Below are 26,202 nucleotides of genomic sequence, written 5' to 3' on the forward strand. Positions count from 1 at the left end.
CGCAGGCTAAGCCATCACACAAAAAAATGTGGGAGCGGGCTTGCCCGCGATAGCGGTGTGTCAGTCAAGTATTTCTAACCTGATCCACTGCCATCGCGGGCAAGCCCGCTCGCGCATTTTGCTGTGTGGTGATTCAGAAGATTTGGGTAAACAGCCAATACAGACTGCCCGACAGTACAATCGCCGCCGGCAACGTCAGCACCCAGGCCATCAGCAAATTGCGGATGGTCTTCATCTGCAAGCCGCCGCCATTGGCCACCATGGTCCCGGCCACACCCGAGGACAGCACATGGGTGGTGGATACCGGCAAGCCAAACATATCGGCAGCGCCAATCGTCAGCATGGCCACGGTTTCGGCCGAGGCGCCCTGGGCGTAAGTCAGGTGGGTCTTGCCGATTTTCTCGCCGACGGTCACCACGATGCGCTTCCAGCCGACCATGGTGCCCAGGCCCAGGGCGATGGCCACGGCGATCTTCACCCACAGCGGGATAAAGCGTGTGGCGTTGTCGATCTGTTGCTTGAACAGTTGCAGCTTGCCCTGGGTGTCGGCATCGAAATGACCAACCTTGCCCTTGTCCATCAGGCGAATGGTTTCGCTGGTCAGGTACATGTCGTTACGCACGTTGCCCATCGCCTCGGCCGGTACCTTGGCCAGGGAACCGTAGCCTTTGACTTGCTCACCGATATGCCCGGTCAGGGCGGCGAGGGCGGGGATCAGCTCGGGCGTGACGTCCTTGGTGCGCACATAGGTCGACAGAATCGGCCGTGGATCGGCTGGCGCCGCTTGTGGTGCGCTCTTGACCAGCGCTTGCTGGGTGACTTCTGCCACAGCGGCAAATTGCAGGGATTGATCGGCCGGCATGGTGCGGTTCAAGGCGTAGGCCATGGGCAACGTGCCCACCAGGATCAGCATGATCAGGCCCATACCTTTCTGGCCATCGTTGGAGCCGTGGGCGAAGGACACGCCGGTGCAGGTCACGATGAGCATGCCGCGAATCCACCACGGCGGCGGGGTGTTGCCCTTGGGCGCCTTGTACAGCGCGCGGTTTTTCACAAAGGCCCGCAGTGCCAGCAACAGCAGGGCGGCAAAGCCGAAGCCGATCAGCGGTGACAGCAGCAGCGCATAGCCGATCTTGATCGCCTGGGCCCAATCCACGCCGCTGGTGCCGTCACGGCCATGCATCAGGGCATTGGCCACGCCCACGCCGATGATCGACCCGATCAGCGTATGGGAAGACGACGCCGGCAGGCCCAGCCACCAGGTGCCGAGGTTCCACAGGATCGCGGCGATCAGCAGGGCAAAGATCATCGCAAAACCGGCGGAAGAACCGACCTGCAAAATCAACTCCACCGGCAGCAGGGCAATGATGGCAAAGGCCACCGCGCCACTGGACAGCAGCACCCCGAGGAAATTGAAGAACCCCGACCAGACCACGGCGAATTGCGGCGGCAGCGAGTTGGTGTAGATCACGGTCGCCACGGCGTTGGCGGTGTCATGGAAACCGTTGACGAATTCGAACCCCAGGGCAATCAACAAGGCCACGCCCAGCAGCAGGAATGGGGTCCAGGTGGTGACCACCGTTCCCAGTTCGTGCATGTCGTGCATCAGGCTGTAGGCGGTGAACAACAGGCCCATGGCGAGCACTGCGAAGAACATGATCACCGTGAACAGGCCGGGTTTCTTGTCCAATTGCGGTTTTGCGTCAGTGGCGCCAGCCTGGGGCGAGGCAGTCAGGGAAGGGGTGGCCATGCCGGAGCATCCAGTGTGGGGAGGATGTTTCCCATGATCGTTGCAGAATGTTACAGAGATGCTGCGTCAAGTCAGTGTTTGGTGGATTGAGATAACCGCCGGTCCACAAATTCTGGGTAGGCGCCGGTTCAGTAATCCTGGCGCTTGCGAAATGCCCATCTGCCGGCAATCAAGGTGAACGTCGCCACCAACGCCACCAGGATCCAGAACCCCTCGGGGTCCTGGGATAGCGGCACACCTCCGACGTTCATGCCAAAAAAACCGGCAATGATATTGATCGGCAGCGCCAGTACCGTCACCACCGTCAAGGTGAACAGCGTGCGGTTGCTTTGTTCGTTGAGGTTGGCGGCGATTTCTTCTTGCAACAACTTGATCCGTTCGCCCAGGGCCGTGAGGTCGTTGATGATCAGGGCGAACTCTTCGGTGGATTTGCGCAGCTCCTTCACGTCCTCCTTTTGCAGCCACTGCGGCGGGCGGTTGAGCAGGCGCAGCAGCGAGCCCGGCTCCAGGGCCAGCAGGCGTTGCAGGCGCACCAGCACCCGGCGCATGGCCCCCAGTTCGGCGCGGTTGGTGGACAGGCGCGAGGACAGCAACTGGTCTTCGATCTGGTCGACGCTGAGGCTGGTCTTGCGCACGATCTGCGTCAGCACCTCGCCTTGGTCACGCAGCAGATGCACCAGCAACTCCAGGGGCGAGCGGAAGTGTTCACCGGCCTTTACCGATGAGCGCAGCTTGTCCACCGAGTGCAGCGGTTGCAGGCGCGCACTGATCAGCAGGCGGCTGCGAGCGCAGACCCACAAGGTGGAAATGTCCGATGACATCATGCTGCTGAAGTTGAACACCACGTCGTTGACCACCGCCAGCAAGGCCGAGTCCACATGTTCGATACGGGTGGAGCGCGAGCCCTCGTGCAAGGCCTCGAAGAACTCCGGCGGCAACTCCAGGTGCGCCTGCATCCAGCGCTGGCAGGCGGCGTGGGCCAGGTTCAGGTGCAGCCACAGGAATTCATCGGGGTCGGCCGGGGCGTGCAAGGCCTTGAGCACGGTTGCCGAGTCGATCTGCTCGGCTTTCTCGCCGGGCCGAAAGCGGAAACCGTAAAGCAGGCCAAACAGGTCGGAGTCCTGGTGGCCGTGGTCGATGCTGTGGTTCATGGGGGCTCGCAGAGGCAGGCGATGGGCGCGCGTTGCGCAATCATTGCAAGGGGATTTGACAGTTTTGTGTCAGCTACGGGGCACTCCCGCCCGACCGCTCATCCACTGCGCTCAAGAAGCGTCTGGCCCGGCCGATTCAAGGCGCAAGCATGCCATTGGATTGGCTGTGCGTTGGTTGACAGGGATGTTGCGGTGCAGGTCCCCATTTCCCTGTTTCGAGGCTTTTCCCCGATGAGTTTTTTGCGAAAGTCCTTGAGAGCACAGATCCTGTCGTTGCTCGGTGGCAGCTTGTTGGCAATGCTGTTGATTGCCTTGGCGTGTTTTCATTTTCTCTCCAGCGGTGTGCAGAGTTATCGCAGTTTGCTGGAGGGGCCGTTGCAGACCTCACAGCTGATCGATGAGGCCAACGTGCAATTCAAGGTCCAGGTCCAGGAATGGAAAAACGTCCTGCTGCGTGGCAAACAGCCCCAGGACATGGACAAGTACTGGGGGCAATTCCAGGATCGGCAACGGGAAGTGCAGGGCATCCTCGCGCGCCTGGTGGCCAACACCGAGGGCGATCCAGGCTTGAGCCGTCGCCTGGACACCTTGCGCCAGGAGCACCAGTTGCTGGGCGTGGCCTACCAGAAGGGGCGTGATGCGTACGTGGCCGCCGGTGCCGATGCGGCGGCCGGCGATAACGCGGTCAAGGGCGTGGACCGCGCGGTGAGCGAACAGATGAGCGCTCTGGTCACGCAACTGCATGAGCAGGGCAAGTTGCAGTCGCTGGCAATCAGCGCCTATGCCGAACGTACCGTGATGCTGGGCTTGGCGGTGATGGTGCTGTCTGGGGTGCTGATCGGTCTGTTCAGCCTGTGGTTGATCAACCGCAACCTGATTTTGCCGATCCGGGGCCTGATCGACTATGTGGCCCAATTGAGCCATGGCCGGTTTGCCGAGCGCGTTGCCAGCCAGCGCCAGGATGAGCTGGGCCATTTGGCCCAGGCCGCCAACACGTTGCGTGATTTTCTCGCCGAAACCTTCGGCCGCCTGCAGCGCAGTGCCAAGGACCTGGTGAGCGCCAGTGGCGAGCTGAATTCGATTGCCGGGCAGATGGCGACGGGCACCCAGGACCAGTTCAGCCGGACCGACCAGGTGGCGACGGCGATGACCGAAATGTCCGCCACCGCCCAGGAAGTCGCGCGCCACGCGGCCAGTGCCTCGCGAGCGGCGGACGAGGCCGATCACTCGGCCCGTGAAGGCGGCCAGGTGATGCAAGTGACCATTGCCACCATCGGCCAGATGCGCAACGAGATCCTCAACACCGGTGGCATCATCCGCCGCCTGGAAGCCGACAGCGTGCGCATCGGCACGGTGCTGGAAGTGATTCGCGGCATCGCCGAACAAACCAACCTGCTGGCCCTCAATGCGGCAATCGAGGCGGCACGAGCGGGCGAGGCCGGGCGTGGCTTTGCGGTGGTGGCCGATGAAGTGCGCAGCCTGGCGCAACGCACGGCGGCGTCGATCATCGAGATCAACCAGATTATCCAGGCGGTGCAGACGGGGGCGGTGGACGCCGCCGAGGCGATCATCAGCGGCCAGTCATGCAGTGACGAGAGTGTCGAAAAGGTCACCCAGGCCGGTGCGATGCTCAGTCATATCACCCAGGCGGTGGAGGCGATCCGCGACATGAACCGGCAGATCGCCACGGCGGCCGAGGAGCAAACCTCGGTGGCCGAGGATATCTCGCGCAACATCACGCAAATCACCACGGTGGCCACCGCCAACCTGGACAACGTGCAGCGCACCGAAGCCGCCAGTCATAACCTGCGGGGCTTGTCGGCCGAGCTCAATGAAGTGACCGCGCGCCTGAGTGCCTGACCAGACACAACTGCGCCGCCCTAAGGCGGCGCGTTGTGTGGCTGGGGCAACTTAAGTGTCTTGTTTGTTTTCCAGCACTTCGCCGGTCTTGGCGTCGAGCTTCACATCCCACTTCTTGCCAGTGGTGTCGGTCAGGTCAACTTCGTAGACCAGGCGCCCGGCTTCGTTATCCAGCTCAGTGTCGTTGATGGTGGCGCCGGCATGTTTGGCCAGGGCGGCGGCGTTCAGCTGTTCAAATGGCTTCACGGCGCCCGATTGCAGCAGGCTTGGAATCTGGTCCGGGCGAACATCGGCCTGGGCCAGGCCGGCGGTCAGGGTCAGGGCGGCAGCGGCGAACAGAGCGGTCAGGTTTTTCATGATGGAGTCCTTTGGGGTGAGCTGTTTAAGTGGGATCAGATTACCTCGCGCAACTTAATTCACCCTTAATTGTGTAGGACGTTTGCGTTGTTTGTTCAATCGCCCCGTGCCGGGAGATTTCATGCTGGTGTCTCACCCACGGGAGACACTTATGAAACAGATATTGGCTTGGCTATACGCCCCCTTGTTCTGGGCAGGGTTTATTGGCGCGGGGCTCTGGTTAGTCACCCTAGGCGCCTCGCAGTGGCTGCTGGCGGTGTTTGCGCTGGCCATCGGCGTGTCGTTTATCGCCGAGCTGTGCTTGCCCTACGAGCCCCAGTGGAACCGCAGCCTGGGCGACCGACGCCGGGATGTCCTCCACGCGCTGGTCAATGAAAGCCTGAACGCCCTGGGCTTGCTGGCATTGCCGCTGCTCACGGCATGGCTGGCCATCGAGGGCGCCTGGCCGCGCGCCTGGCCGCTGTGGGCGCAATTGCTGTTGGCGATCATCATTGCCGACGCGGGCATCACCCTGATGCATTACGCCAGCCACCGCATCGCCGCATTCTGGCGTTTGCATGCGGTGCACCACAGCGTGCAGCGGCTCTATGGGTTCAATGGCTTGATGAAGCATCCCTTGCACCAGATGCTCGAGGCCACGGCGGGTTTGCTGCCGCTGATCCTGCTGGGCATTCCAGTGGAGGTGGCGATGCTGCTGGCGTTGGCCATTGCGATCCAGTTGCTGCTACAGCATTCCAATGTCGATATGCGCCTGGGGCCGCTGCGCTGGGTGTTTGCCTGGGCACCGGTGCATCGCTTTCACCATATGAAATACGGGCGCGCGGGGGATGTGAATTTCGGTTTGTTTTTCAACCTGTGGGACTGGCTGCTGGGGACTGCGTTTTACACCGAGGATTATCGAATGGGCGAGGGCGACCTGGGGATTGGCAGCCGGCCGGACTATCCGCTGGATTACGTCGAGCAGTTGCGTGAGCCCTTCAGCCCCGCGCGATTGAGCAAGGAACCCCCGGTACCCACCGCACTACGGTAGGAGGTGTACTTGAAGATGGCGCAATGAGGCCCCGGCGGTCACGCCAAACAGCTGCTTCATGGTCCGCGAGAAGTGCGCCGAGTCGGCAAACCCAGCGCCGTGGGCCGCTTGGGTCAGGGTGTCGCCGTTCAGGGCCAGGTCCAGTGCCAGGCGCAGGCGGCGCCACATCACCAGGCGCCGTACCGGCACGCCGAGCTGGCTGACGAACAGGCGCTCCAACTGGCTCAACGACAGATGCGCCGCCTGTGCCAATGATTGCGCCGAGACCTTGCCGCTCAACTGTTGATCGAGGGTGTGCAGGGCGCGTTGCACGCGCTCATCGTCTGCCTGGCGACGTGGCAGCTGGCGCAATGTCTGCGCAAGGCGCTCATGGGAAAAATCGGCGGTATCCAGAGCGTGTTGCAACGACTCGCGATCAAATGCACCGGGCTCCACATAGGCCATCAACACCGTGCCAGGGGCATGGACGATGGCATGGGGCTGGCGAGAGGGGATGAACAGGCGATACGCCGTTTGCAGCTGCCCATCAAGGCTGACCGTGATGGGGCTATGCGCGCACAGGATAAATTGATGGGCATAATGGGCGTGGGGCGCCGTGCGCCCCGTCTCACCGAGGATCAGGCCGTAATCCGGCCCCAGCCACAGTTGGCCTGACCACTCGCTCACTCAGTAACCGTTGTCCTGCAGCAGGTCCTGCACGCTGGACGACGGCCAGCGCTTGTAGAACTTCAGCAGTTCGGCGGCGCGGTTGGTGAAGATGCCATCGACCCCGGCGCTCATGACCTTCTCGAAATCCACCGGCTCGTCGACGGTATAGACGTGCACCAGCAGGCCCTTGTCGTGGGTCAGTTGGTTCATCTCGGGCTTGACCAGGTCCGAATAGCTCTGGTCGCCCAGGGCCGTCAGTTGTGCAGACGGGCCAGTGCCAATCGCACCGAGGCTCTTGGCTTCATCGACCCACTTCTCGAACTCGGCAGCGTCCTTGGGTTCCTGCTTGGCATAGTAGGCCGCCTTGGTTGGCTCGCCGGACTCGGCGAAGGTCACCTTGGACTTGGGCTCGATGCTGCCTTCACCCACCCACAACAGCAGGATTTTCGGGGTGTTGGGCATTTCTTTCTGCAGTTCCTTGAGGCTGGCCGTCTCGAAGGTTTGCAGCACTACGCGGCCCTTGCCCTGGCCGACGCCGGTGTTGCTCTTGCCCAGCTTGGAACCCACGGAACTCAGCCAGCCCTTATCCAGCAGTTTGTCCTTCAGATCGGCTTCGATCCCCGGAAACTGCTTGGGCTCCTTGGTTTCGATGTACAGGCCGGGTTTGTGCTGGGGGTTGCCTTCGGCGATCTTGATGATTTCGTCCAGGCTGAGGATTTTCAACCCGACGAAGCCCGGGCGCGCACGCTCCGGGTAGGCGGCGTTGAACCAACTGCCGGCATCCAGGGTTTGCAGCTCTTTCCAGGTGAATTCGTTGGCCGGGCTGTCCTTGCGCTCCGGGAACTTGGTGGCCACGTCGGTGGTGCGTTGCAGGTTGTTGTCGTGCAGGGCAAACAGCACGCCATCCTTGCTGCGTTGCAGATCCAGTTCCAGGTAGTCGGCACCCAGGTCGCGCGCGACCTTGTAGGCGGCAGCGGTAGACTCCGGCGCATCGAAGGACGCGCCCCGGTGGGCGATCACGGCTGGGTGGGGGATGCCGTCCTTGGTCGCCAGTTCAACCGGGCTGATGGGGCTTGCAGCCTGTGCGTGGCCAAGGCCCATCATCAGAGCGAGCAGCAGGGCACTCTTGGTAAACGTAGCAGGCATGTGCGAGGTCCTTTCGTGGAGGTAGCTTCAAGAAGGGTTCCTTTTTAACAATTGCATGCAAATCGCGCTATCACCAAACCGACATTAACGTGCGCATGCGCTATTTTTCTGCGCTTTTGTGCCGTGCTATGCAGTATTCTTGGCTCGAGTTTCCCCGCCAGAGGGAACCCCATTGCCTTATTTCGCCGCCTCGCGTGTAAACCATCGTTCACTTCCCCTGTGGGATTTTTCAGTGAGGTTTAGCATGCGCATCACATCGGAACTCATCTGCCAGGCCGCCGACCAACTCAACGGCTTTGTCGGCCTGAACCGCAAGACCGGCCAGTACATCGTACGTTTCAGCGAAGACTCGTTCGGCATGGACGTCGCCGACGACGGCATCATCCCCACCAGCGAGTTCGTCTGGCAGCCCGCGGCCGACCAGGCCATGACCCTGTCCCGCGAGCACATCCAACTGCTGCTGGACCAGAACATCGATGATCGCATCAACATCACTGAGCCGTTGCGCGTGTATATGCGCCGGGTCGAGATCCCGCAGATCAGCGCGGTGCGCAGCCTGGTGGGTTGATCACCATCACGCAAATCCCGTAGGCGTTGGGGCCGGCGCTCACGGGTTACGACACCGCCTTGTGGTTGCTGACGCGCCCGGACTGTCGGGCGCTGCGTTCAGTGGTGACGTTGTTCGACGAGCTGGGCCGGCACCTGAGCCACCCCTGGTAAGCGCCTACAACCCCACCCGCTCATTGGCAAACATACTCACCGCCCGCACGGCATCGCTGGCGCCTTCGCGAATCTGCAGGATCACCGTGCCGGCCTGGTTGGCCAGGCCCACGCCCTGGGCTGCGCGGTCGCGGGTGTTGTCCATGCTGTCGATGGCCTGGCGGGTCTCGCTCTGGATCATCTCGATCATGCTCGAGATCTCCGCCGTGGAGCCGCTGGTGCGTGCGGCCAGTTGCCGGACTTCATCGGCGACCACCGCAAATCCGCGGCCCTGGTCACCCGCGCGGGCGGCCTCAATGGCTGCATTCAAGGCCAGTAAGTTGGTCTGGTCGGCAATCGCGCGAATGGTGTTGACGATGGCGGTGATCTGCTGCGAGCGCTCGCCCAACTTGGCGATCAGTCTGGATGAGCTTTCAATGTCGGCGGCAATGTCATGGATGCCGCTGGCGGTCTGCTGAATCACCTCGGCGCCTTTTTCGGCGATGTCCCGGGTCTGTAGGGAGATGTGATAGGCCTGGGTTGCGCTCTGGGCATCTGCGGCGTGTTTTTCCACCATCGCGGTGACGTCGGAGGCGAACTTCACAATCTTGCACAGGCGCCCGCTGGCGTCGTACACCGGGTTGTAGTTGGCTTCCAGCCACAGCGTCTGGCCGGAGCGGGTGATGCGCTCGAACTGGCCGCTGAACAACTCACCCTGGTTCAGCCGGCGCCAGAAGTCCGTGTATTCCTGGCTGTTGGCCAGCTCCGGCTTGCAGAACAGGCGATGATGCTTGCCCTGGATTTCTGCCAGGTTGTAGCCCAGGCGCTGGAGGAAGTTCTGGTTGGCGGTGATGATGGTGCCGTCGAGGTTGAACTCGATCACGGCCATGGCCCGGTCAATCGCCTCGAGCTTGGCATTGGCTTCGCTTTCGGCCTGCATCCTGGCGCTTACGTCCAAGGCATATTTGATGATTTTCACCACTCGGCCGGCCTGGTCGCGTACCGGGTTGTAGCTGGCCTCCAGCCACACCGAATGACCGTCGGCGGCGACGCGCTCGAAGGTGCCCGATTGGAACTGGCCATTGCGCAGTTGCGTCCACAACTGGCTGTAGTCGGCGCTGCGGGCAAACGCCGGGGTGCAGAACAGGCGATGGGACTGGCCGACGACTTGATCCTCGCGGTAGCCCATGGTCTTGAGGAAGTTGTCATTGGCGCGCAACACACTGCCTTGTAGATCGAACTCGATCACGGCCATGGAGCGTTCGATGGCATCGAGCAGGCCAGCTTGTTGGCTGACAGTTTCTTGTAGGGTGGTGATGGTTTTTTTGTGGGCGGTAAATAGCATGGTTGCGTGCTCAGTGATGCAACGTGCGTGGATGTATCCATGGGTGCGCTTTCGCGCCGTGTAGCCCCAGGCCCACGGCAGACGTGCTTATTGCCGGCTTCCGTTATACCGGCAGACAGTACAGCTGGGAGCTCTGAGTCATGGGCACCAAAGGAAGTTCTATTCAGGCAGAGCGGGCGACCAGTGATTCGGCAACCGTCACCCGGTTGCGCCCGGTGCCTTTGGCGGCGTACAGCGCCTGGTCTGCGGCATTGAGCCACATATGCGCCTGGGTGAATTGCACCTGGTAGGCCGCCAGGCCAATGCTCAGGCTGACCCGCAGTTCCGGAACCTGCGGGTCGCGGTAGCGGCTGAACATTTCCCGCAGGCGCTCCATCACATAACTGGCCTGCTCCAGCGGCACGTCCGGGAGAATCACGCAGAACTCGTCGCCACCGTAGCGGCCCGCCAGGTCATTTTCCCGCACGTTGCGCTGCAATTCCTTACTCAGTTGTCGCAGCACGCGGTCACCGACGATATGGCCATAGGCGTCATTGATCTGCTTGAAGTGGTCGATATCGATCAACGCGATGGTGGCCTGGGACTGTTGCTGCTGGCACTTGTGGAACTTCAGTTGCAGCAGGTCTTTCCAGGAACCGTGATTGAGCAGGCCGGTGAGGCTGTCGGTACGACTCAGGGCGCTCAGGGCACGTTTGTGTTCCGAGAGCTTGATGGCCAGGCGATAGCTGGCCATGCCGATGGCGACGGGGTAAAGGATCAACATCGGTAGGCACGAATACACCTGGATCAGGCCGACATTGGGGTTGAACGAGGGGCCGAATACCAGCCAGGCCAGCGCGACGCCCACCAGTTGCGCGAGCATGCCCTGGATCATCAGCTGTTTGCCGCCCGCCGCGACGTTATGCATGGTCATCATCGCGAGGATGGTCACTGCGGTCAGCGGTGTGAATTGCGTGGCTGCGGCCCAGAACCCACCGGACAGTGAGTCGTAGAGCAGGTTGCGGCGCTCAGCCTGGTAGGGAAATGCCGAATGACTCGACAGTTGGTACGCCAGGTGCGGCCAGATAAATGCGTTGAACAGCCACAGCGCCCAGATCCATCCGGGCATGGCCAGCGGGTACAGGGCGGCCAGCACGCAAATGCTGCCAACGCCCAGCCCGATAATGCGCGGCCGATAAATGCGCCGGGCAAACGACAGCCCTTTGCCTCGAAGGTTTTCCATAGATCCCTGCGTCAGATTTTTCTTTTTTTAAGTGGCGAAGGCGTAGGTTATTCAAAGGCCATTTACGCCAGATGACAGGCGATTATTGTCAGTTATTTACGTGGGAATAATCAGTGTCCTTCCGGGCCATTTGCGTGGAGATCCAGAGGGATTACGGTAAAAACGACTTCTGAGCGTCGTATTGGCGACACAAGGGCTTATCGGGGAAGGGGAGCAATCTCGTAGCCGGCCAGGAACAGGTCCATTGCCGACTCGATCACGTTGGCCTGGGTGGCCAAGTCCAGGGTGGGCTGGCCGAGGGTGATTTGCGGCCAAAAGGCGAACGCCTTGAGCAGGCTTTGCACCTGATGGGCGGCAAAGCATGGGTCAACGGGTTTGAGACGCCCGTCTTCCTGGGCGGCACGCACCCACAAAGTAAACCCTTCTTCGCGCTCGCTCAGGCGATTGACGATGTCCTGGGCGCGTTCAGGAGAGTGGATGGTCGCAGCAATCGCTACCCGGGCCAGGTCGAGGAAGTTGGCGTCCGACATCATTTTCATCTTCGCTTCCAACAACACTCGCAACTGGTCGCGCAGGGGTTGTTGGCTGCTGTAGCTGACATCCAGTTGCGCGACGCTGCTGGCCCACAGTTTGTGCAGGATTTCGGTAAACAACTCCTCCTTGCTGGGGAAGTGGTTGTACACCGTGCGCTTGGAGACGCGGGCCGTGGCCGCAATCTTGTCCATGCTGGTGACCTCGAAACCGTTGTCGCGAAACTCGGCAATGGCTGCCGCCACAATGGCTTCGCGTTTACGGTCGGTGAGGCGTTGGGGTGCAGTCATGGGGCTATTCGGCTCTGGGAAGAAAATTACACTCGGTAGTTTACTTGGTCCGGGTTTTGTTGCAATCTTGAAACTACACTGTGCAGTGTAGTTGTTGATCTGCATCAGCAGAACGTACCGGAGTCACTTTGTAATGGCCACGATCTCTAACCGTCTCGACACCCCCTCTGCCGCGCTCAAGCCATCCGAGCAGCAGCAAGGCCACTTCAACAATCATGCGCCGGTCAATCGTGCGGGCTTTGGCAAAACCCTGCAGATTTTCTGGAAGATGCTCTTCCACAAGCCCCGCAGTACGCGGCCCGTGGGGGAGATTCCGGTGCAGCGCCTGACGCGTGAACAATTGCAGAGTGCCCCGGACCACAGTGTCTACCGCCTGGGACATTCCACCGTCCTGCTGAAAATGCGTGGCAAGTTCTGGCTGACCGATCCGGTGTTCGCCCAGCGTGCTTCGCCTTTCAGTTGGGCCGGCCCCAAGCGCTTTCATCAGCCACCCATCAGCCTTGAAGAACTGCCGCCGATTGAGGCGGTGATCCTGTCGCACAACCATTACGACCACCTGGACCGCCAGGCGGTGGTGCAGTTGGCGGCCAAGACCCGCTATTTTCTAGCGCCGCTGGGCGTCGGCGACACCTTGATCAAATGGGGTGTAGCGCCCGACAAGGTGCGGCAACTGGATTGGTGGCAGGGCACCGAGGTGGACGGTATCCGTTTTGTCGCAACCCCGGCCCAGCACTTTTCCGGGCGTGGGCTGTTTGATGGCAACCAGACGCTGTGGGCCTCGTGGGTGATGATTGATGGCGCCCGGCGTATCTTTTTCAGTGGCGACACCGGCTACTTCGATGGCTTCAAGCGCATTGGCGAGCAATACGGGCCATTTGACCTGACGCTGATGGAAACGGGAGCTTACAACGTCGATTGGCCCCATGTGCACATGCAGCCCGAACAAACCTTGCAGGCCCATATCGACCTGAAGGGGCGCTGGTTGCTGCCGATCCACAATGGCACTTTTGATCTGGCATTCCATGCCTGGCATGAGCCGTTCGACCGCATCATGGCCCTGGCCTGGGAGCGCAATGTGTCGATTACCACGCCCGCCATGGGTCAGGCTTTCACGCTGGCGGCACCTGAGCGCGGGCATGCCTGGTGGCTGGACGTCGAGGCCCAGGTGACACAACCGCTGGCGAGTTGAAGGTGTTTGCAACGTTCTGTCTGTAAAAGGGCTTTTCAACGTATTTCTGCCATGAGAACCGACCGGAAAAGGATGGGATGATCTCGGGGAATTCATTTCCTGGGAGTGGGCCTTGATGGAGGACAAATGTAGGAAAATCCTGGCGCCAGGTGCTGCCTGTTCAGGGGGGCTACCTTTGCTGCTCAACATCCTTAACGCAGTGCCTTGTGCGCCGATAGCCCCCGCTGGGTCGACGGACAATGGGGCAACACCTCGGGGGGGCATTGAGTTCCAGCCTGCCGCAGCACCTGTTGTCCAGGGCCCCAGGTTCGATGTCCCGGGGCCGATGATGAAGACTGTGCGTGATCCGTCGTTATCGCTCATAGCCCTGAGCGGCGTCGACCCTGCGGGCCCGGTCATGGTGGCAGTCCCGCCAGTCATGGAAAACAATGCAGCGAAATCTGCTCCTGTCCTGGCCGATTGGCGTATCGGTTTTGCCGACCAATACCTGCGCAACGGTGTGCGTGAAACGGTGGAGCACTCCAGCGGATTTCTCCAAGCCTTGGAGGTGTTAAAGGATGCCGGTGCCGAAGTGGTGCCAGTGCAGGCGCAGTTACCGGATGCCGCTGCGTATTTCACCCTGGCGTCCAGCAACCAAATCGATGAGCGGGTGAGCGAACATCGCCTCGACGCGCTGGTGTCCGATGGCCAAAGCCCAGCTTTTCACGGCTTCTGCAAAACCGGATACCCAGGCGTATGCCAACTATTCAACGACGATCTCAACGGCACCAAGGTCGTGCTCTGGTTCTATGGTGCCCGCTGGGCGCGGGACTCGCTGTCGGCCTTGGTACGGATCTATCAACAGGCGATGCAGGCACGCGCCGGCATGTACGCGAGGTGAACCCGCTGCGCGGTCAGCGGGCCTATGCGCCGTTGGGATGAGGCGTATTCGACGATGTCGAGCCCAGCAGCCGTGCGATAAGGCTACGGCGACCAGGTTCGGCATCAGCCTGTGGTGTTGGGGAGCGACGCCCGCTCATGCCCCACCCCGGCGCAAACCCCGGGAAAAACACCAGGCCTTCGTGCTCAAGGCGAAATGCCAGGGCGATGCGGATGGCGTCATCCACCTCTTGATGGCTTTCAAAGCGCTGGACAGCGTCCACCCCAACCCCGGCGTGCCGGGCCAGGTCTTCCCGGCTCCAGCCCAGCAGCGCGCGGGCCTGCACACTGTGCCGTGGGGTGAACTGATGAAGGACGATTTGCTGATCTACGGTGGTGCTCACTGCCAGAGAGGACATGGGGGTTCTCCAGGAATCCAACGGGGGAGAACAAACTATACTGTGTTTTTGTACAGTTGTTTTGACCGTTCATCAACTCGATCATTTCCTGGATAGCTGGCCCGCGATTGGTGGACGCCTCAATTCATTTCTCCACCAGCCCCGGCGCCTCGCGGATCAGCAGGTGGTCAAGGTTCTGGATATCGGCGCTGAACACCCCGAATGTCTGCTCGGGGGTTTTCTTGCTCGGTACCTGTTTCAACTCCGGCGTCACCCCATAGAAGAAGCAATACAGCGGGCGTTCACTGTCTACAGCGGCCTTGATCTGCTCCAGGAACGCCTTGCGCTTGCGGTAGTTCTCGATCAGCTTTTTGTTCAGGTACACGTTGACGGAGTAGGGCTTCTTGTCGAGCCACACCTTTTTTTCGAAGTCGATGCGAAAGCTGCTGGTGTAGTCCTTGATCGCCTTGATCCGGCCCCAATAGATCAAGCCCTTGTTGTCTTGCAGGTATTCGATTTTCTTGAAAAACGCCCAATAGCTCGCGGTCTGCTCGCCGATCTTCAGCGGCATGCCCTTGAGCTTGTCCTTGTCGTCGATGTTGGACACGTAGCATTCGACCGGGTGGGCAAAGACGCTGGTCTTGTCTGGTGTGGTTTCGCTGGCACTGTGGGAAGTATTGGAGATTTCCGAAGGTGCTTTCGCCAGATCCTGTGGGAGAGTGTCTGTGGCGCCGCGGATAGCTGCCTTGCGTTCATACTGACGCCGAGTCAGCACAAATTCCGACGGAAAGTTCTCCTCGCGCCCATCCTCGGCTTCTCCTGGCACGGCTTTGTGACTGGCATAGCGGCAGCCGTCGATATGCCGGGTGCTGGGCAGGTTCTTGAAATGCGGGGTGCGCAGGTAATTGACGTTCTTTGCATTGAACGTACCCAGCACATTGCCCGTTGCAAACGCCGCACGGCAATCATCGTTGGGGCACAGGAAACTGTCCTTGTCGGAATCGAAGGCGGCGGTTTCGTCGAAATTCAGGTCGCGCACGTCATAGATCGACAGCTTTTCGTCCAGGCTCAGGCAATAGGCTGTGTCGAATTTCATCGGGGCGGGTCCGTGGGAAGATTCGCTATTAATAGCGGGGTTGTGCGGGTAGCACAAATGCCCGCTATCAAGACGCAACCCTTTCAATGAGTCTGAAAGGGCGGGTTCCAAGCGGCTTACGGCTTCGACTTGCCTCGACGCTTGGCCGAATGAAAATGCCGCCAATGCGCATCCTGCGCCGCCGCCAACAACTCGCGATCCCCGCGCGTGTCGCCCCAGGCCCTGAGCCGATACTCACCCAGGTCGCCATACACAGCTTCAAGCCGCAGCACCTTGTTCTCACAACGGCAGTTGTTACCCGTGAGGCGCCCACTCAACACCCCATCGACCACCTCAAGCTCGGTCCCGATCAGCTTGATCCCCAGGCGATCGGCAAAAGGTTGCAACACGATTGCCGGCGAAGCCGAACACAATGTCACTTCGGCGCCGGAGCCGATCTCATCGGCCACCGACTGCAAACCGGCAGGGCGCATTAGCTTGTTCCAGTAGGTCTTGCAGTATTCCTCGGCTTTCTGTTGCACCCAGGCTTTCTCAACGCCGGTCATAAAGGTGCGAATCAACTGCGCCTTGAGCTCATCCCGGCTCATTCGGCGCAGCAGAAAGCGCAAGCCCGGCAGCGCCAGCTTGAGCATCCGGCGATTGAATTCCTGCTTGCCGAAAGCAAACTTGAGAAACGGTACAAAACTGTCGTGGCGGGTCAGGGTGCCGTCGAAGTCGAACACTGAAAGTACCTTGGCGCCCACTGGGCCGGCTTCTAGCATGTCTGGGTTCACGGGGTGGCCTCGGTCCTATCTACTATTTTTTTGGAATGCATAAGCTGTGACCGCAGGAGTCTACTCCGGTATCAATCTGCTGATTCTCGAGTAAAACCCCGCAGTGAAATCATCCCGGTCACTCGACCGGTGACAACGCTGATGGCAATTGGGGCATAAGGCTACAGCATTGGAGATGCGATCCGAACCCTTACGGGCCAGGTGCTTGAGGTGATGTACTTCAAGAAATGGCAAGCCGGCTCCCATAAAAAAAGCCCTGGGTACGACCCCAGGGCTTTTTTCACGTCGCAACTATGAGCCGATCAATCCCAGCTCAACGCCCCACCGGTCTGATACTCGATCACCCGGGTCTCAAAGAAGTTCTTCTCTTTCTTCAAGTCCATGATCTCGCTCATCCACGGGAACGGGTTGGTGGTGCCTGGGTATTCTTCCTTCAAGCCGATCTGCGACAGACGACGGTTGGCGATGAACTTGAGGTAGTCCTCCATCATCGCCGCGTTCATGCCCAACACGCCGCGCGGCATGGTGTCGCGCGCGTATTCGATCTCCAGCTGCGTCCCTTGCAGGATCATCTGGGTCGCTTCTTCCTTCATCTCGGCATCCCACAGGTGTGGGTTTTCGATTTTGATCTGGTTGATCACGTCGATGCCGAAGTTCAGGTGCATCGACTCATCGCGCAGGATGTACTGGAACTGCTCGGCCACGCCGGTCATTTTGTTGCGTCGGCCCATGGACAGGATCTGGGTGAAGCCGCAATAGAAGAAGATGCCTTCCAGCACGCAGTAGTAGGCGACCAGGTTGCGCAGCAGTTCTTTATCGGTGTCGACGGTGCCGGTCTCGAATTTCGGATCGGAGATCGAACGCGTGTATTTCAGGCCCCAGGCGGCTTTTTTAGCGACCGACGGGATCTCGTGGTACATGTTGAAGATCTCGCCTTCATCCATGGCCAGCGATTCGATGCAGTACTGGTAGGCGTGGGTGTGGATCGCCTCTTCGAAGGCCTGGCGCAGGATGTACTGGCGGCACTCCGGGTTGGTGATCAGGCGGTACACGGCCAGCACCAGGTTGTTGGCGACCAGGGAATCGGCGGTGGAGAAGAAACCCAGGTTACGCATGACGATGCGACGTTCGTCGTCGGTCAGGCCTTCGGGGTTTTTCCACAGGGCGATGTCGGCGGTCATGTTGACCTCTTGCGGCATCCAGTGGTTGGCGCAGCCGTCGAGGTACTTCTGCCAGGCCCAGTCGTACTTGAAGGGCACGAGTTGGTTGAGGTCGGCGCGGCAGTTGATCATGCGTTTTTCGTCAACGGCGACACGGGCGGAGGCGCCTTCCAGCTCGGCGAGGCCTTCGGCGACGTCGAGTTTGTCCAGGGCGGCCTTGGCACGCACGATGGCGGCGGAGTCATTGGCGGTGACGGCGCGGGCCTCGATGGCGGCGGCGGCACCGGCACCGTCGAGGCGGTCCATGTTGGCTTCGGTGGCGTGGCCGGCGTTGGCGCCTTTAGCGGCTACTTCGCCTTCTTCTTCTTTGTCGAATTCGTCCCAGCTCAGCATGACGTGTCGTCTCCTGCGTGAGGGCCAATGGTGCCCGTGTGAAACCGGATGGTTGGGTGTTCACACGGCCCAGGGGCCGCGGTGGATCTTTAAGGAATCGTTTGTTGCAACAGCTAGCGCAGGCATTAAACGGAATAGGGCTACGGGTGCTCTGCATGAGGTCTGAGGGGCGGAGCGACTGTGTCTTACTCCTGCGGGGCCTCAGGTCTGGCTCGTTACCCCATGTAAAGGGATATTACAGGCCCGATTTACCCGCGCATTATAGGGAAAAATTTGCCTTTGTGTTGCGGCGGATGGTCTCGGTGGGCCGCCAAATTGACGGTGTTTGCGGCCAGAGTGCGGGTTTGCAAGGGTTTGCCAGCTGCGGATTTTTTTGACGGGCGGTAGGCGCTGCTTTTAATGCGCCAGCCGCAGGTAGATTTGGCATCGCAGTTCTTGCGCCCCTTGGCGCAAGAACTGGCCGCAGGGCCTTACTGTGCCGCCGCCTGAATGCTCGCAAACATCTGTTTCCCGGCCTTGGCCGGATCCGCGTTTTTATCGCTCATAAAGTGGCTGACCACATCAAACACCGCCCCCTGCACTGCCTGGGAAGTCGACATGTTGAACGCCATGCTCGGGGCCAGGGTGCCGGCTTTTTCGGCTTCGGCGAAATCCTTGGCGGAGGCCTGGGCGCAACTGTCGAACTGGCTCATGTCCAGGCCCGTGATCACCGGGATGGAGCCTTTGTTCTGATTGAATACCGTTTGAAATTGCGGCTCCAGAGCGATCTTGGCGAGGTCGTCGCGCGCGGCATTGTTGCCCGGTGTGTCATTTTTGCTGGAGAGCTTGAACATCGCCAGGGAGTCGATGGTGTAGCTATAGATGCCTTGGGAGCCCGGGAAGGGCGCGCATTCATAATCGAGACCGGCCTTCTTGCCGGCGGCGCTCCATTCGCTCTTGGCCCAGTCGCCCATGATCTGCATGCCGGCCTGGCCCTTGATGACCTTGGCGGTCTCCATGTTCCAGTCCTGGCCCGTGCCGTCGGGGTCCATGTAGGTCTTGAGTTTGCGCAGTGCTACAAACACTTCGGTCATTTTCGGGCCGGTGAAGGTGGCTTCGTCGTGATCGATAAAGGCTTTCTTGAAGCCATCCGCGCCGAGGATGCTCAGCACCAGACCTTCAAATACCGTGGTGTCCTGCCAGGGTTGGCCGCCGTGGGCGAGCGCAATAAAACCGGCGGCCTTGAGTTTGTCACCGGCGGCATACAGTTCTTCGAGGGTTTTCGGCGCCTGGGACACGCCGGCCTGCTTGAGTACCGTGGGGTTGGTCCAGAGCCAGTTGATACGGTGGATATTCAGCGGCACGGCGACATAGTGGCCATCATATTTCATCAGTTGGGCAATGCTCTGGGGCAACAGCTTGTCCCAGTGATTGGCCTTGGCCACGTCGTCGATACTGGTCAGCAAGCCCAGATTGCCCCATTCCTGGATATCCGGGCCCTTGATCTGAGCGGCGGAGGGCGGGTTGCCGGACACGGCGCGAGTCTTGAGCACCGTCATGGCCGCTGCGCCCCCGCCACCGGCTACGGCGCTGTTTTGCCAGGTATAGCCGTCTTTTTCGATCAGTTGCTTGAGCACGTCCGCAGACTTGGCTTCCCCGCCCGAGGTCCAGTAATGCACGACTTCCACGCTGCCCTTGCTCTGGGCCCCATGGGCGCTGACTGTGCAAAGGCTGGCGAGGGAGATGGCAACGGCAAGGCGATTGACGATTTTCATAGGGAGTGGCCCTTTTTTGTTTTTGTGGTGAGAGGAGGGTACTTATTCCAGCCCCAGCCCTTTGCGGCCGAGGGCGTTCAGTTGCGAGGTCAGAAAGCGGTCGCTCCAGTGCTTTTCGTAGTCTTCGCGGGGGAAGTCATCCGGCGAGGCACCTTGTTCGAAGGCCCGCAACACATCCCTGGCATACCGCAGATTTTTCGGACACATGGGGGCGGCTGGTACGTACATCACATTGCCCCAGCCCTGCTGGTTTTCGACGGGGGCGACGCTATGGACTACATCGCAGTGCCACCACACCGAATCGCCAGCCTGCACGTCCGGAATCGGTGACATGCCCTGGACCAGCAGCGGGTGCCACTTCTCCAGGATCGGCAGCACCTTGCCTGGCGCAACGCCACACAGCTCATCCTCGGGCACGTCATCGAGCAGCGGGCGCAGCAGCAGGTAGGCCATGGCCTTGGGGATCGGCAAGGTATGCAGCACGCCCTGGTCGGCATTCATGTCGCACAGCGCGGTCCAACCCTGGAAGGTGCGAAAGGCCGAGCATTTGGTACCTGGGTAGGCATATTCATCGACTTCGGTACGATGGGCGGCGTCCCACGGGTCGTAGGATTTGAAGTCATTGCAGTAAATCTTCTCGAACACCTTCAGGTAGGCCGGGTGCAGCCAGCGCTCCAGCGCCCCGGAGTCGGTGTGCGGGCCGAGGCCTTTGGACGTGGTGCCGGGCGGGCGCCGCCGTACGCGGTCCGGGTACAGGGCGTTGGTGTCGGGGTCGAACCACTGCTGGCCGTGGGAGTCGATGGTCCACAGGCGGTTCAAGAACGATTGGGCGCAGCCCATGCGCTCATGCTGGCGCAGTTGCATCTGGGCCTTGGACCAGTAGATCGGGAAGATTTCCGGGCGCGAGGCTTCCAGGTTGCCGAAGAAGTTGTCGGCAGGGCCCCGGTAAACCGCGTCGAACTGGTTGTGGTCCAGGTAGTCCAGCAGGCTCTTGTCCCACTCCAGCACCTGCTGCCTGGGAAAGTGGTTGCGGATCACCAGGCAGCCTCGGCGCTTGATCAGCGCGCGTTGTTGTTCTGTGACCTGGCCGTTGGCGAGGGTGGCAAAGTCCAGTTCGGGCCAGGCCGAGCCGGTCAGGGCTTGCTGGGCCTTGATCGCGGCGATTTCCGTGGCGATAAAGGCGCTGACTTCGGCAAACAGCGCGGGCACGTTGCCGATCTGTGCGCGCAGTGCCTTTTTCATGGCGACGATGCTGCGTTTGTAGTCGTCAGGTAGCTCGGCACTTGCGAAGGATGGGGAATTGTTCATGGGGTGGCCTGCATTTTTATTATTCATGCAGGTATGGAATCACTCCGGAAGGCCTGGACGGCAGCCTCATTTGGCGCGTTGAGCAATACGATTGTGGCGTTTGATCAGGCGCCTACAGAAGAATCGGCTTAGCCGTGCCTGGCTGGAAGTGATGCCCATGCTGACCACGGAAGTCCGAAGGCGTCATGCCCTTTTGCGCCTTGAACTGTCGGTTGAACAGGGCCTGGGACGCGTACCCGACCTGTTCGGCGATGGTGCTGACGGCCAAGTTGCCTTGCATCAACAGGGCGCATGCGTGTCCGATGCGCAGCCGCACGATGTAGTCCAATGCTGTGCAGCGTGTGTGTTTGCGGAACATGCGGTGGAAGGCGGAAACGCTGACGCAGGCCATTTGTGCCAGCTCAGGGATGCTCAGGGGTTGCGCATAGTGGCCGTGCAGGTAGTCCAGGACCCGGCGGATGCGCGCATCTTCAATGATGTGAGGGGTTTGTTGCACAGCGATGCGCTGCGCCGCGACATCCCGTGACAGGGTATTGAGTACCGTCAGCAGGGAAATCAGGCGCTGGGAGGCGTCTTGCTCGACCATCGCCTCGATCACCGGGCGCAGGGCGCGCGAGGTGGCGTCGCTGAAACTCAGTGCATGCCGCGCGGCCGCCAGCAGGGCGCGGGTCGAGGCCATTTCCGGAAACAATTTGACCAGCGAATCGGCCCAGGCTTCAGAAAACCAGATGACCAGGGCGATGTGCGGTTGGGTCGGGTCGATAGTCTCGGCCGACGACCAGCTATGGGGAACATTCGGGCCCACCAGCACCAGGTCGCCATCATCGTAGCGTGCCACATCGTTGCTGATGTAACGGTGGCCACGACTGTTGAGGGTGAGGGTCAGCTCGTACTCAGGGTGGTGATGCCACTCAAACGGGATCGCCTGTGGCAGGCGCCTGTTGAGCAGGGTCCAGGAGGTGTTGGCCTCGGTGGGGATTTTCTCGAAACTGGCTCTCATGAACCCATCCTGCTGTGCAGAGGGAGTAGTAACGCCACAATCGTAGCATTCGGTTCAAGCGAGAAGGGGAAGGTGCCGTGAACAAGTCTCTTTGCCGCAAGAACGATTCCTTGCGGCGAACATTGCCAGGTTAGGTTCTAACTAACTAAGTTATTAACCGTTAGAGCAACCGTTACCCATGACTTTGTAATTAAGGATATGAAGCTGGCCTTGGTGATCTTCATATTCCATGCGTGCTGGAACAACTTCGCAGACATTCGGAATGGAACTCATGGACACCACCTTGGCAATATCCAGATCAGTGGCGTAGGTGTATTCCTCAACAATAGCGGTGTGCTGGCTGGCTACGTCAGTCGGGATCTCGTCGGCCAGGGCGGCGGTGGCGCACAAGCTGGCAAGGGCCATAACTAATAAAGCTTTCATTTCCAATTTACCTTTTTACAGTCGAAGGGGGTCACGGGGCCCTTGTGAGGCCACGTGTATAACTTAAGTAGAGAGTTCGGATTAACGTGCCTTCGTGGGGGCTGCAACTTGGTTAATCACAGTGCCTTGTTGGCGAGGTTGATTTTAGGCGCCTGGGTTGCATTCATATACCCGTACTTTTGATAAACACTTTTGGTGGTTTTCGTAACAATCCACGACAGAGGTTTTTTCCGGTAGCGCAAAACGCGCTACAGGCCCCGGACCAGAGCGGCGCACGCACATATCAGGGCAATTTGTAGGGGCTTGTTACTACCATCGTCGAATGGTTCTATAGGCCTGCCCCGGCTACAACAGGGCCATACAACAACAACTATAGTCACCGAGGTAAGAAAGATGAGTGCGGCTTCCCTGTACCCCGTTCGCCCCGAAGTAGCAGCCAACACGCTGACTGACGAGGCGACCTACAAGGCCATGTACCAGCAGTCGGTGGTCAACCCCGACGGCTTCTGGCGCGAGCAAGCCAAGCGTCTTGACTGGATCAAGCCTTTCACCACGGTCAAGCAGACCTCGTTTGACGACCACCATGTCGATATCAAGTGGTTTGCTGACGGCACCCTCAACGTCTCCTACAACTGCCTGGACCGTCACCTCGCCGAGCGCGGCGACCAGGCGGCGATCATCTGGGAGGGCGACGATCCTTCCGAAAGCCGCACCATCACCTACCGCGAGCTGCACGAACAAGTCTGCAAGTTCGCCAACGCCCTGCGCGGCCAGGATGTGCACCGTGGCGACGTGGTGACCATCTATATGCCGATGATCCCTGAAGCTGTGGTCGCCATGCTGGCCTGTACCCGCATCGGCGCGATCCACTCGGTGGTGTTCGGCGGTTTCTCCCCTGAAGCTTTGGCCGGTCGCATCATCGACTGCAAATCCAAGGTGGTGATCACCGCCGACGAAGGCATTCGTGCCGGCAAGAAGGTACCGCTCAAGGCCAACGTCGACGACGCGCTGACCAACCCGGAAACCAGCAGCATCCAGAAAGTCATCGTGTGCAAGCGCACCAATGGCCAGATCAAGTGGAACCAGCATCGCGACATCTGGTACGAAGACCTGATGAAAGTGGCGGGCACGGTCTGCGCGCCAAAAGAGATGGGCGCCGAAGAAGCGCTGTTCATCCTTTACACCTCCGGTTCCACCGGCAAGCCCAAGGGCGTGCAGCACACCACCGGCGGCTACCTGTTGTACGCCGCCCTGACCCACGAGCGCGTGTTCGACTACCGCCCGGGCGAAGTCTACTGGTGCACCGCCGACGTCGGCTGGGTCACTGGCCACACCTACATCGTCTATGGTCCGCTGGCCAATGGCGCGACCACGCTGCTGTTCGAAGGCGTGCCGAACTACCCGGATATCACGCGGGTCGGGAAAATCGTCGACAAGCACAAGGTCAATATCCTCTACACCGCGCCGACCGCGATCCGCGCGATGATGGCTTCCGGCACCGCCGCCTGCGAAGGTATCGATGGCAGCAGCTTGCGCCTGTTGGGTTCGGTGGGTGAGCCGATTAACCCGGAAGCGTGGGACTGGTACTACAAGAATGTCGGCCAATCCCGTTGCCCGATTGTCGACACCTGGTGGCAGACCGAAACTGGCGCGACCCTGATGAGCCCGTTGCCGGGCGCTCACGCGCTCAAGCCGGGGTCGGCGGCACGTCCGTTCTTTGGCGTGGTGCCAGCGTTGGTGGACAACCTGGGCAACATCATCGAGGGCGCTGCCGAAGGCAACCTGGTGATCCTCGATTCGTGGCCGGGCCAGGCGCGTACCCTGTACGGCGACCATGACCGTTTTGTCGACACTTACTTCAAGACCTTCCGTGGCATGTACTTCACCGGCGACGGCGCGCGTCGCGATGAAGACGGCTACTGGTGGATCACCGGTCGCGTGGATGACGTGCTCAACGTTTCCGGGCACCGCATGGGCACCGCCGAGATCGAAAGCGCCATGGTCGCCCACCCCAAAGTCACCGAGGCGGCCGTGGTCGGCGTGCCTCACGACATCAAGGGCCAGGGCATCTATGTGTATGTCACCTTGAAAAACGGCGAGGAGCCGACCGAAGCGCTGCGTCTGGAACTGAAGAACTGGGTGCGCAAGGAGATCGGCCCGATTGCATCGCCGGACGTGATCCAGTGGGCACCAGGCTTGCCTAAGACCCGGTCGGGGAAAATCATGCGCCGTATCCTGCGCAAAATTGCCACGGCCGAGTATGACGGGCTGGGGGATATCTCCACCCTGGCTGATCCAAGTGTGGTGCAGCATCTGATCGATACCCACAAGACCATGAACGTCGCGTAAGCGGGTTTATGGGACCAAGCCCCATCCGGTGTAGGCCGGATGGGGCTTTTTTGTGGGGCCTCACTATGAAATACCATCAATGTAGGAGCCGGCTTGCCGGCGATAACGGTGGGTCAGTCAGCCCATTTGATACAGGCCCGCCGCTATCGCTGGCAAGCCGGCTTCTACATTGGATGGTGGGGGATGACAGATCGTCCTCAGCACCAAGCCAATAAATATCGGTTTATCTAGTAGGACGTTTCTGAATGTTACCCAGTGGTGCAAATGTGTAACCTTGCGCCCAAACATGAGGCAAAGTGCTACATCCGCGCCCCGAAAACGCCCGTTTTAGACACCCTGAAAAATTAGATCAAACGCTACACTTGCCGGAATAGAAGGGTTTGCGAATAATAGGCCCGCAATTTGCAGCGTTAATAGGTTTAATATCTTTTGCCTCTGCATAAAAATCAGGGGTTGTCAATGGGTTGGAGTCGCTTTCTCGGTGCTTCTGTAAATTGTTGTCGCATTGAGGAAATATCGGCTTCCGGCCTGTCGTTAGAATGCCGATCACTCGCTCGTCGTCGCCGTGTTGAACTGGTGTAGGACGCAGCACCGCTATTCGGTTTCACTCAGTCGCATCGTGGGCCATGGCTCATACTGCTGTTTTTGTCCTATACCGATGGAGTCCCAAGATGAAGAAACTCGTGCTGTTGGGCGCCCTGGCGCTGTCCGTGCTGTCCATGCAGGCCTTCGCTGAAGAGAAACCGCTGAAAATTGGTATCGAAGCAGCCTACCCTCCGTTTGCCTCGAAGGCGCCGGACGGCAGCATCGTCGGTTTTGACTACGACATCGGCAACGCCCTGTGCGAAGAGATGAAGGTCAAGTGCACCTGGGTCGAGCAAGAATTCGATGGCCTGATCCCGGCGCTCAAAGTGCGCAAGATCGACGCAATCCTGTCGTCCATGTCCATCACAGACGACCGCAAGAAGTCCGTGGATTTCACCAACCGCTACTACCTGACCCCGGCACGCCTGGTGATGAAGGACAGCGTTACCGTCAGCGACAGCCTGGTTGAGCTCAAGGACAAGAAGATCGGCGTACAGCGCGGTTCGATCCATGACCGTTTCGCCAAGGAAGTCCTGGCGCCTAAAGGTGCGACCATCGTTCCCTACAGCACCCAGAACGAGATCTACCTGGACGTGGCGGCCGGTCGCCTTGATGGCACCGTGGCTGATGCGACCCTGCTTGAAGACGGTTTCCTGAAGACCGACTCAGGCAAAGGCTACGCGTTCGTAGGCCCTGCGTTCACCGACGCCAAATACTTCGGCGATGGCATTGGTATCGCGGTACGTAAAGGCGACAAGGCCAACCTGGACCGCATCAACGCAGCCATCGCCGCGATCCGCGCCAATGGCAAGTACAAAGAAATCGAGAAAAAGTATTTCAACTTCGATATTTACGGCGCTGACGCCAAGTAAACCTTCGCAGTTGTC

23 protein-coding genes and 4 pseudogenes are annotated in these 26,202 nt (G+C 60.0%); 9 read left to right on the forward strand and 18 right to left on the reverse strand.

The window, feature by feature from the left end; genetic code table 11:
- Nucleotides 1-133: 133 nt before the first annotated feature.
- Nucleotides 134-1,750, reverse strand: coding sequence for an inorganic phosphate transporter (locus tag AC19YY_RS03815; RefSeq protein ID WP_170056885.1), 1,617 nt, complete (start codon nt 1,748-1,750; stop codon nt 134-136).
- Between the two features lie 128 nt (nt 1,751-1,878).
- Complete coding sequence (locus AC19YY_RS03820; protein WP_169955314.1) at nt 1,879-2,901, reverse strand: transporter; 1,023 nt, start codon at nt 2,899-2,901, stop codon at nt 1,879-1,881.
- Nucleotides 2,902-3,717: 816 nt separating this feature from the next.
- On the opposite strand from AC19YY_RS03820, the pseudogene AC19YY_RS03825 reads away from it, so the two are divergent.
- Together AC19YY_RS03825 and AC19YY_RS03830 are read left to right on the forward strand one after the other, a co-directional pair.
- Nucleotides 3,718-3,828, forward strand: a pseudogene (locus tag AC19YY_RS03825) (hypothetical protein); the annotation flags it as partial.
- Between the two features lie 228 nt (nt 3,829-4,056).
- Nucleotides 4,057-4,761 carry a methyl-accepting chemotaxis protein gene (locus AC19YY_RS03830; RefSeq protein ID WP_463671608.1) on the forward strand — a complete coding sequence of 235 codons (705 nt, stop codon included), beginning with the start codon at nt 4,057-4,059 and terminating at the stop codon, nt 4,759-4,761.
- Nucleotides 4,762-4,812: 51 nt separating this feature from the next.
- Here AC19YY_RS03830 and AC19YY_RS03835 read toward each other — a convergent pair whose 3' ends face one another.
- On the reverse strand, nt 4,813-5,118 hold the full coding sequence (locus tag AC19YY_RS03835) for a PepSY domain-containing protein (protein WP_038442689.1): 306 nt from the start codon (nt 5,116-5,118) through the stop codon (nt 4,813-4,815).
- Between the two features lie 151 nt (nt 5,119-5,269).
- Between AC19YY_RS03835 and AC19YY_RS03840 the strand changes: the two genes are divergently transcribed.
- The gene (locus AC19YY_RS03840; RefSeq protein WP_500603874.1) at nt 5,270-6,148 is read left to right on the forward strand and encodes a sterol desaturase family protein; all 879 of its coding nucleotides are present in this window, start codon (nt 5,270-5,272) and stop codon (nt 6,146-6,148) included.
- Here the strand turns inward: AC19YY_RS03840 and AC19YY_RS03845 are convergent.
- On the reverse strand, nt 6,140-6,814 hold the full coding sequence (locus AC19YY_RS03845; protein ID WP_170041942.1) for a helix-turn-helix domain-containing protein: 675 nt from the start codon (nt 6,812-6,814) through the stop codon (nt 6,140-6,142). The genes AC19YY_RS03840 and AC19YY_RS03845 overlap by 9 nt on opposite strands.
- Nucleotides 6,815-7,942, reverse strand: a complete 1,128-nt coding sequence (locus AC19YY_RS03850; RefSeq protein WP_169955310.1) for a glycerophosphodiester phosphodiesterase — start codon at nt 7,940-7,942, stop codon at nt 6,815-6,817.
- A gap of 244 nt (nt 7,943-8,186) precedes the next feature.
- Between AC19YY_RS03850 and AC19YY_RS03855 the strand changes: the two genes are divergently transcribed.
- Both AC19YY_RS03855 and AC19YY_RS03860 read left to right on the forward strand, forming a co-directional pair.
- Nucleotides 8,187-8,510 (forward strand): DUF2025 family protein, encoded by a 324-nt coding sequence (locus AC19YY_RS03855; protein ID WP_076962912.1) that lies wholly within the window; start codon nt 8,187-8,189, stop codon nt 8,508-8,510.
- A gap of 38 nt (nt 8,511-8,548) precedes the next feature.
- A pseudogene (locus tag AC19YY_RS03860) lies at nt 8,549-8,662 on the forward strand (LysR family transcriptional regulator); the annotation flags it as partial.
- 4 nt (nt 8,663-8,666) lie between these two features.
- On the opposite strand, the gene AC19YY_RS03865 reads toward AC19YY_RS03860, so the two are convergent.
- The 4 genes and pseudogenes from AC19YY_RS03865 to AC19YY_RS03880 form a co-directional block, all read right to left on the reverse strand.
- Nucleotides 8,667-9,218, reverse strand: a complete 552-nt coding sequence (locus AC19YY_RS03865; protein WP_262376952.1) for a methyl-accepting chemotaxis protein — start codon at nt 9,216-9,218, stop codon at nt 8,667-8,669.
- A 3-nt stretch (nt 9,219-9,221) separates the two neighbouring features.
- Nucleotides 9,222-9,986: pseudogene (locus AC19YY_RS03870) on the reverse strand (PAS domain-containing protein); the annotation flags it as partial.
- Nucleotides 9,987-10,149: 163 nt separating this feature from the next.
- Nucleotides 10,150-11,208 (reverse strand): diguanylate cyclase, encoded by a 1,059-nt coding sequence (locus tag AC19YY_RS03875; RefSeq protein WP_169955308.1) that lies wholly within the window; start codon nt 11,206-11,208, stop codon nt 10,150-10,152.
- 197 nt (nt 11,209-11,405) lie between these two features.
- The gene (locus AC19YY_RS03880; protein ID WP_169955307.1) at nt 11,406-12,029 is read right to left on the reverse strand and encodes a TetR/AcrR family transcriptional regulator; all 624 of its coding nucleotides are present in this window, start codon (nt 12,027-12,029) and stop codon (nt 11,406-11,408) included.
- Between the two features lie 133 nt (nt 12,030-12,162).
- On the opposite strand from AC19YY_RS03880, the gene AC19YY_RS03885 reads away from it, so the two are divergent.
- Nucleotides 12,163-13,218: an MBL fold metallo-hydrolase gene (locus tag AC19YY_RS03885; RefSeq protein WP_170041944.1), complete on the forward strand. Its 1,056-nt coding sequence runs from the start codon at nt 12,163-12,165 to the stop codon at nt 13,216-13,218.
- Between the two features lie 337 nt (nt 13,219-13,555).
- The gene (locus tag AC19YY_RS03890; RefSeq protein ID WP_500603875.1) at nt 13,556-14,098 is read left to right on the forward strand and encodes a hypothetical protein; all 543 of its coding nucleotides are present in this window, start codon (nt 13,556-13,558) and stop codon (nt 14,096-14,098) included.
- Between the two features lie 22 nt (nt 14,099-14,120).
- Here AC19YY_RS03890 and AC19YY_RS03895 read toward each other — a convergent pair whose 3' ends face one another.
- The 9 genes and pseudogenes from AC19YY_RS03895 to AC19YY_RS03935 all read right to left on the reverse strand — a co-directional run bounded on the left by AC19YY_RS03895 (nt 14,121) and on the right by AC19YY_RS03935 (nt 22,381).
- On the reverse strand, nt 14,121-14,495 hold the full coding sequence (locus tag AC19YY_RS03895) for a helix-turn-helix domain-containing protein (RefSeq protein WP_170041945.1): 375 nt from the start codon (nt 14,493-14,495) through the stop codon (nt 14,121-14,123).
- Nucleotides 14,496-14,619: 124 nt separating this feature from the next.
- Nucleotides 14,620-15,570, reverse strand: coding sequence for a hypothetical protein (locus AC19YY_RS03900; RefSeq protein ID WP_500603876.1), 951 nt, complete (start codon nt 15,568-15,570; stop codon nt 14,620-14,622).
- A 116-nt stretch (nt 15,571-15,686) separates the two neighbouring features.
- A complete protein-coding gene (locus AC19YY_RS03905; protein ID WP_169955303.1) occupies nt 15,687-16,331 on the reverse strand; it encodes an HAD-IB family hydrolase in 645 nt (214 codons plus the stop codon).
- Between the two features lie 72 nt (nt 16,332-16,403).
- Nucleotides 16,404-16,580, reverse strand: a pseudogene (locus AC19YY_RS03910) (HNH endonuclease); the annotation flags it as partial.
- Nucleotides 16,581-16,645: 65 nt separating this feature from the next.
- Entirely contained in the window at nt 16,646-17,896 is a 1,251-nt protein-coding gene (locus tag AC19YY_RS03915; protein ID WP_170056891.1) for a ribonucleotide-diphosphate reductase subunit beta, read from the reverse strand.
- 470 nt (nt 17,897-18,366) lie between these two features.
- Complete coding sequence (locus AC19YY_RS03920; protein WP_500603877.1) at nt 18,367-19,650, reverse strand: ABC transporter substrate-binding protein; 1,284 nt, start codon at nt 19,648-19,650, stop codon at nt 18,367-18,369.
- A 42-nt stretch (nt 19,651-19,692) separates the two neighbouring features.
- Nucleotides 19,693-20,958, reverse strand: coding sequence for a DUF1479 domain-containing protein (locus AC19YY_RS03925; protein WP_500603878.1), 1,266 nt, complete (start codon nt 20,956-20,958; stop codon nt 19,693-19,695).
- A gap of 112 nt (nt 20,959-21,070) precedes the next feature.
- Nucleotides 21,071-21,958 carry a helix-turn-helix domain-containing protein gene (locus tag AC19YY_RS03930; RefSeq protein ID WP_169955152.1) on the reverse strand — a complete coding sequence of 296 codons (888 nt, stop codon included), beginning with the start codon at nt 21,956-21,958 and terminating at the stop codon, nt 21,071-21,073.
- A 153-nt stretch (nt 21,959-22,111) separates the two neighbouring features.
- Nucleotides 22,112-22,381, reverse strand: coding sequence for a DUF2790 domain-containing protein (locus AC19YY_RS03935; RefSeq protein WP_169955153.1), 270 nt, complete (start codon nt 22,379-22,381; stop codon nt 22,112-22,114).
- A gap of 393 nt (nt 22,382-22,774) precedes the next feature.
- Here AC19YY_RS03935 and acs point away from each other — a divergent pair, with 393 nt between their 5' ends.
- Together acs and AC19YY_RS03945 are read left to right on the forward strand one after the other, a co-directional pair.
- Nucleotides 22,775-24,730: an acetate--CoA ligase gene (acs, locus tag AC19YY_RS03940; RefSeq protein WP_169955154.1), complete on the forward strand. Its 1,956-nt coding sequence runs from the start codon at nt 22,775-22,777 to the stop codon at nt 24,728-24,730.
- 671 nt (nt 24,731-25,401) lie between these two features.
- On the forward strand, nt 25,402-26,187 hold the full coding sequence (locus AC19YY_RS03945) for an ABC transporter substrate-binding protein (RefSeq protein ID WP_070994684.1): 786 nt from the start codon (nt 25,402-25,404) through the stop codon (nt 26,185-26,187).
- Nucleotides 26,188-26,202 lie beyond the last annotated feature (15 nt).

The organism is Pseudomonas sp. MF09156 (assembly GCF_059862305.1).

Coding starts and splice junctions, on each gene's coding strand:
- AC19YY_RS03815 (WP_170056885.1), bottom strand. CDS start 1,750: ATGGCCACCCCTTCCCTGACTGCCTCGCCCCAGGCTGGCGCCACTGAC.
- AC19YY_RS03820 (WP_169955314.1), bottom strand. CDS start 2,901: ATGAACCACAGCATCGACCACGGCCACCAGGACTCCGACCTGTTTGGC.
- AC19YY_RS03830 (WP_463671608.1), top strand. CDS start 4,057: ATGTCCGCCACCGCCCAGGAAGTCGCGCGCCACGCGGCCAGTGCCTCG.
- AC19YY_RS03835 (WP_038442689.1), bottom strand. CDS start 5,118: ATGAAAAACCTGACCGCTCTGTTCGCCGCTGCCGCCCTGACCCTGACC.
- AC19YY_RS03840 (WP_500603874.1), top strand. CDS start 5,270: ATGAAACAGATATTGGCTTGGCTATACGCCCCCTTGTTCTGGGCAGGG.
- AC19YY_RS03850 (WP_169955310.1), bottom strand. CDS start 7,942: ATGCCTGCTACGTTTACCAAGAGTGCCCTGCTGCTCGCTCTGATGATG.
- AC19YY_RS03855 (WP_076962912.1), top strand. CDS start 8,187: ATGCGCATCACATCGGAACTCATCTGCCAGGCCGCCGACCAACTCAAC.
- AC19YY_RS03865 (WP_262376952.1), bottom strand. CDS start 9,218: ATGGTGGAAAAACACGCCGCAGATGCCCAGAGCGCAACCCAGGCCTAT.
- AC19YY_RS03875 (WP_169955308.1), bottom strand. CDS start 11,208: ATGGAAAACCTTCGAGGCAAAGGGCTGTCGTTTGCCCGGCGCATTTAT.
- AC19YY_RS03880 (WP_169955307.1), bottom strand. CDS start 12,029: ATGACTGCACCCCAACGCCTCACCGACCGTAAACGCGAAGCCATTGTG.
- AC19YY_RS03885 (WP_170041944.1), top strand. CDS start 12,163: ATGGCCACGATCTCTAACCGTCTCGACACCCCCTCTGCCGCGCTCAAG.
- AC19YY_RS03895 (WP_170041945.1), bottom strand. CDS start 14,495: ATGTCCTCTCTGGCAGTGAGCACCACCGTAGATCAGCAAATCGTCCTT.
- AC19YY_RS03900 (WP_500603876.1), bottom strand. CDS start 15,570: ATGAAATTCGACACAGCCTATTGCCTGAGCCTGGACGAAAAGCTGTCG.
- AC19YY_RS03905 (WP_169955303.1), bottom strand. CDS start 16,331: ATGCTAGAAGCCGGCCCAGTGGGCGCCAAGGTACTTTCAGTGTTCGAC.
- AC19YY_RS03915 (WP_170056891.1), bottom strand. CDS start 17,896: ATGCTGAGCTGGGACGAATTCGACAAAGAAGAAGAAGGCGAAGTAGCC.
- AC19YY_RS03920 (WP_500603877.1), bottom strand. CDS start 19,650: ATGAAAATCGTCAATCGCCTTGCCGTTGCCATCTCCCTCGCCAGCCTT.
- AC19YY_RS03925 (WP_500603878.1), bottom strand. CDS start 20,958: ATGAACAATTCCCCATCCTTCGCAAGTGCCGAGCTACCTGACGACTAC.
- AC19YY_RS03930 (WP_169955152.1), bottom strand. CDS start 21,958: ATGAGAGCCAGTTTCGAGAAAATCCCCACCGAGGCCAACACCTCCTGG.
- AC19YY_RS03935 (WP_169955153.1), bottom strand. CDS start 22,381: ATGAAAGCTTTATTAGTTATGGCCCTTGCCAGCTTGTGCGCCACCGCC.
- acs (WP_169955154.1), top strand. CDS start 22,775: ATGAGTGCGGCTTCCCTGTACCCCGTTCGCCCCGAAGTAGCAGCCAAC.
- AC19YY_RS03945 (WP_070994684.1), top strand. CDS start 25,402: ATGAAGAAACTCGTGCTGTTGGGCGCCCTGGCGCTGTCCGTGCTGTCC.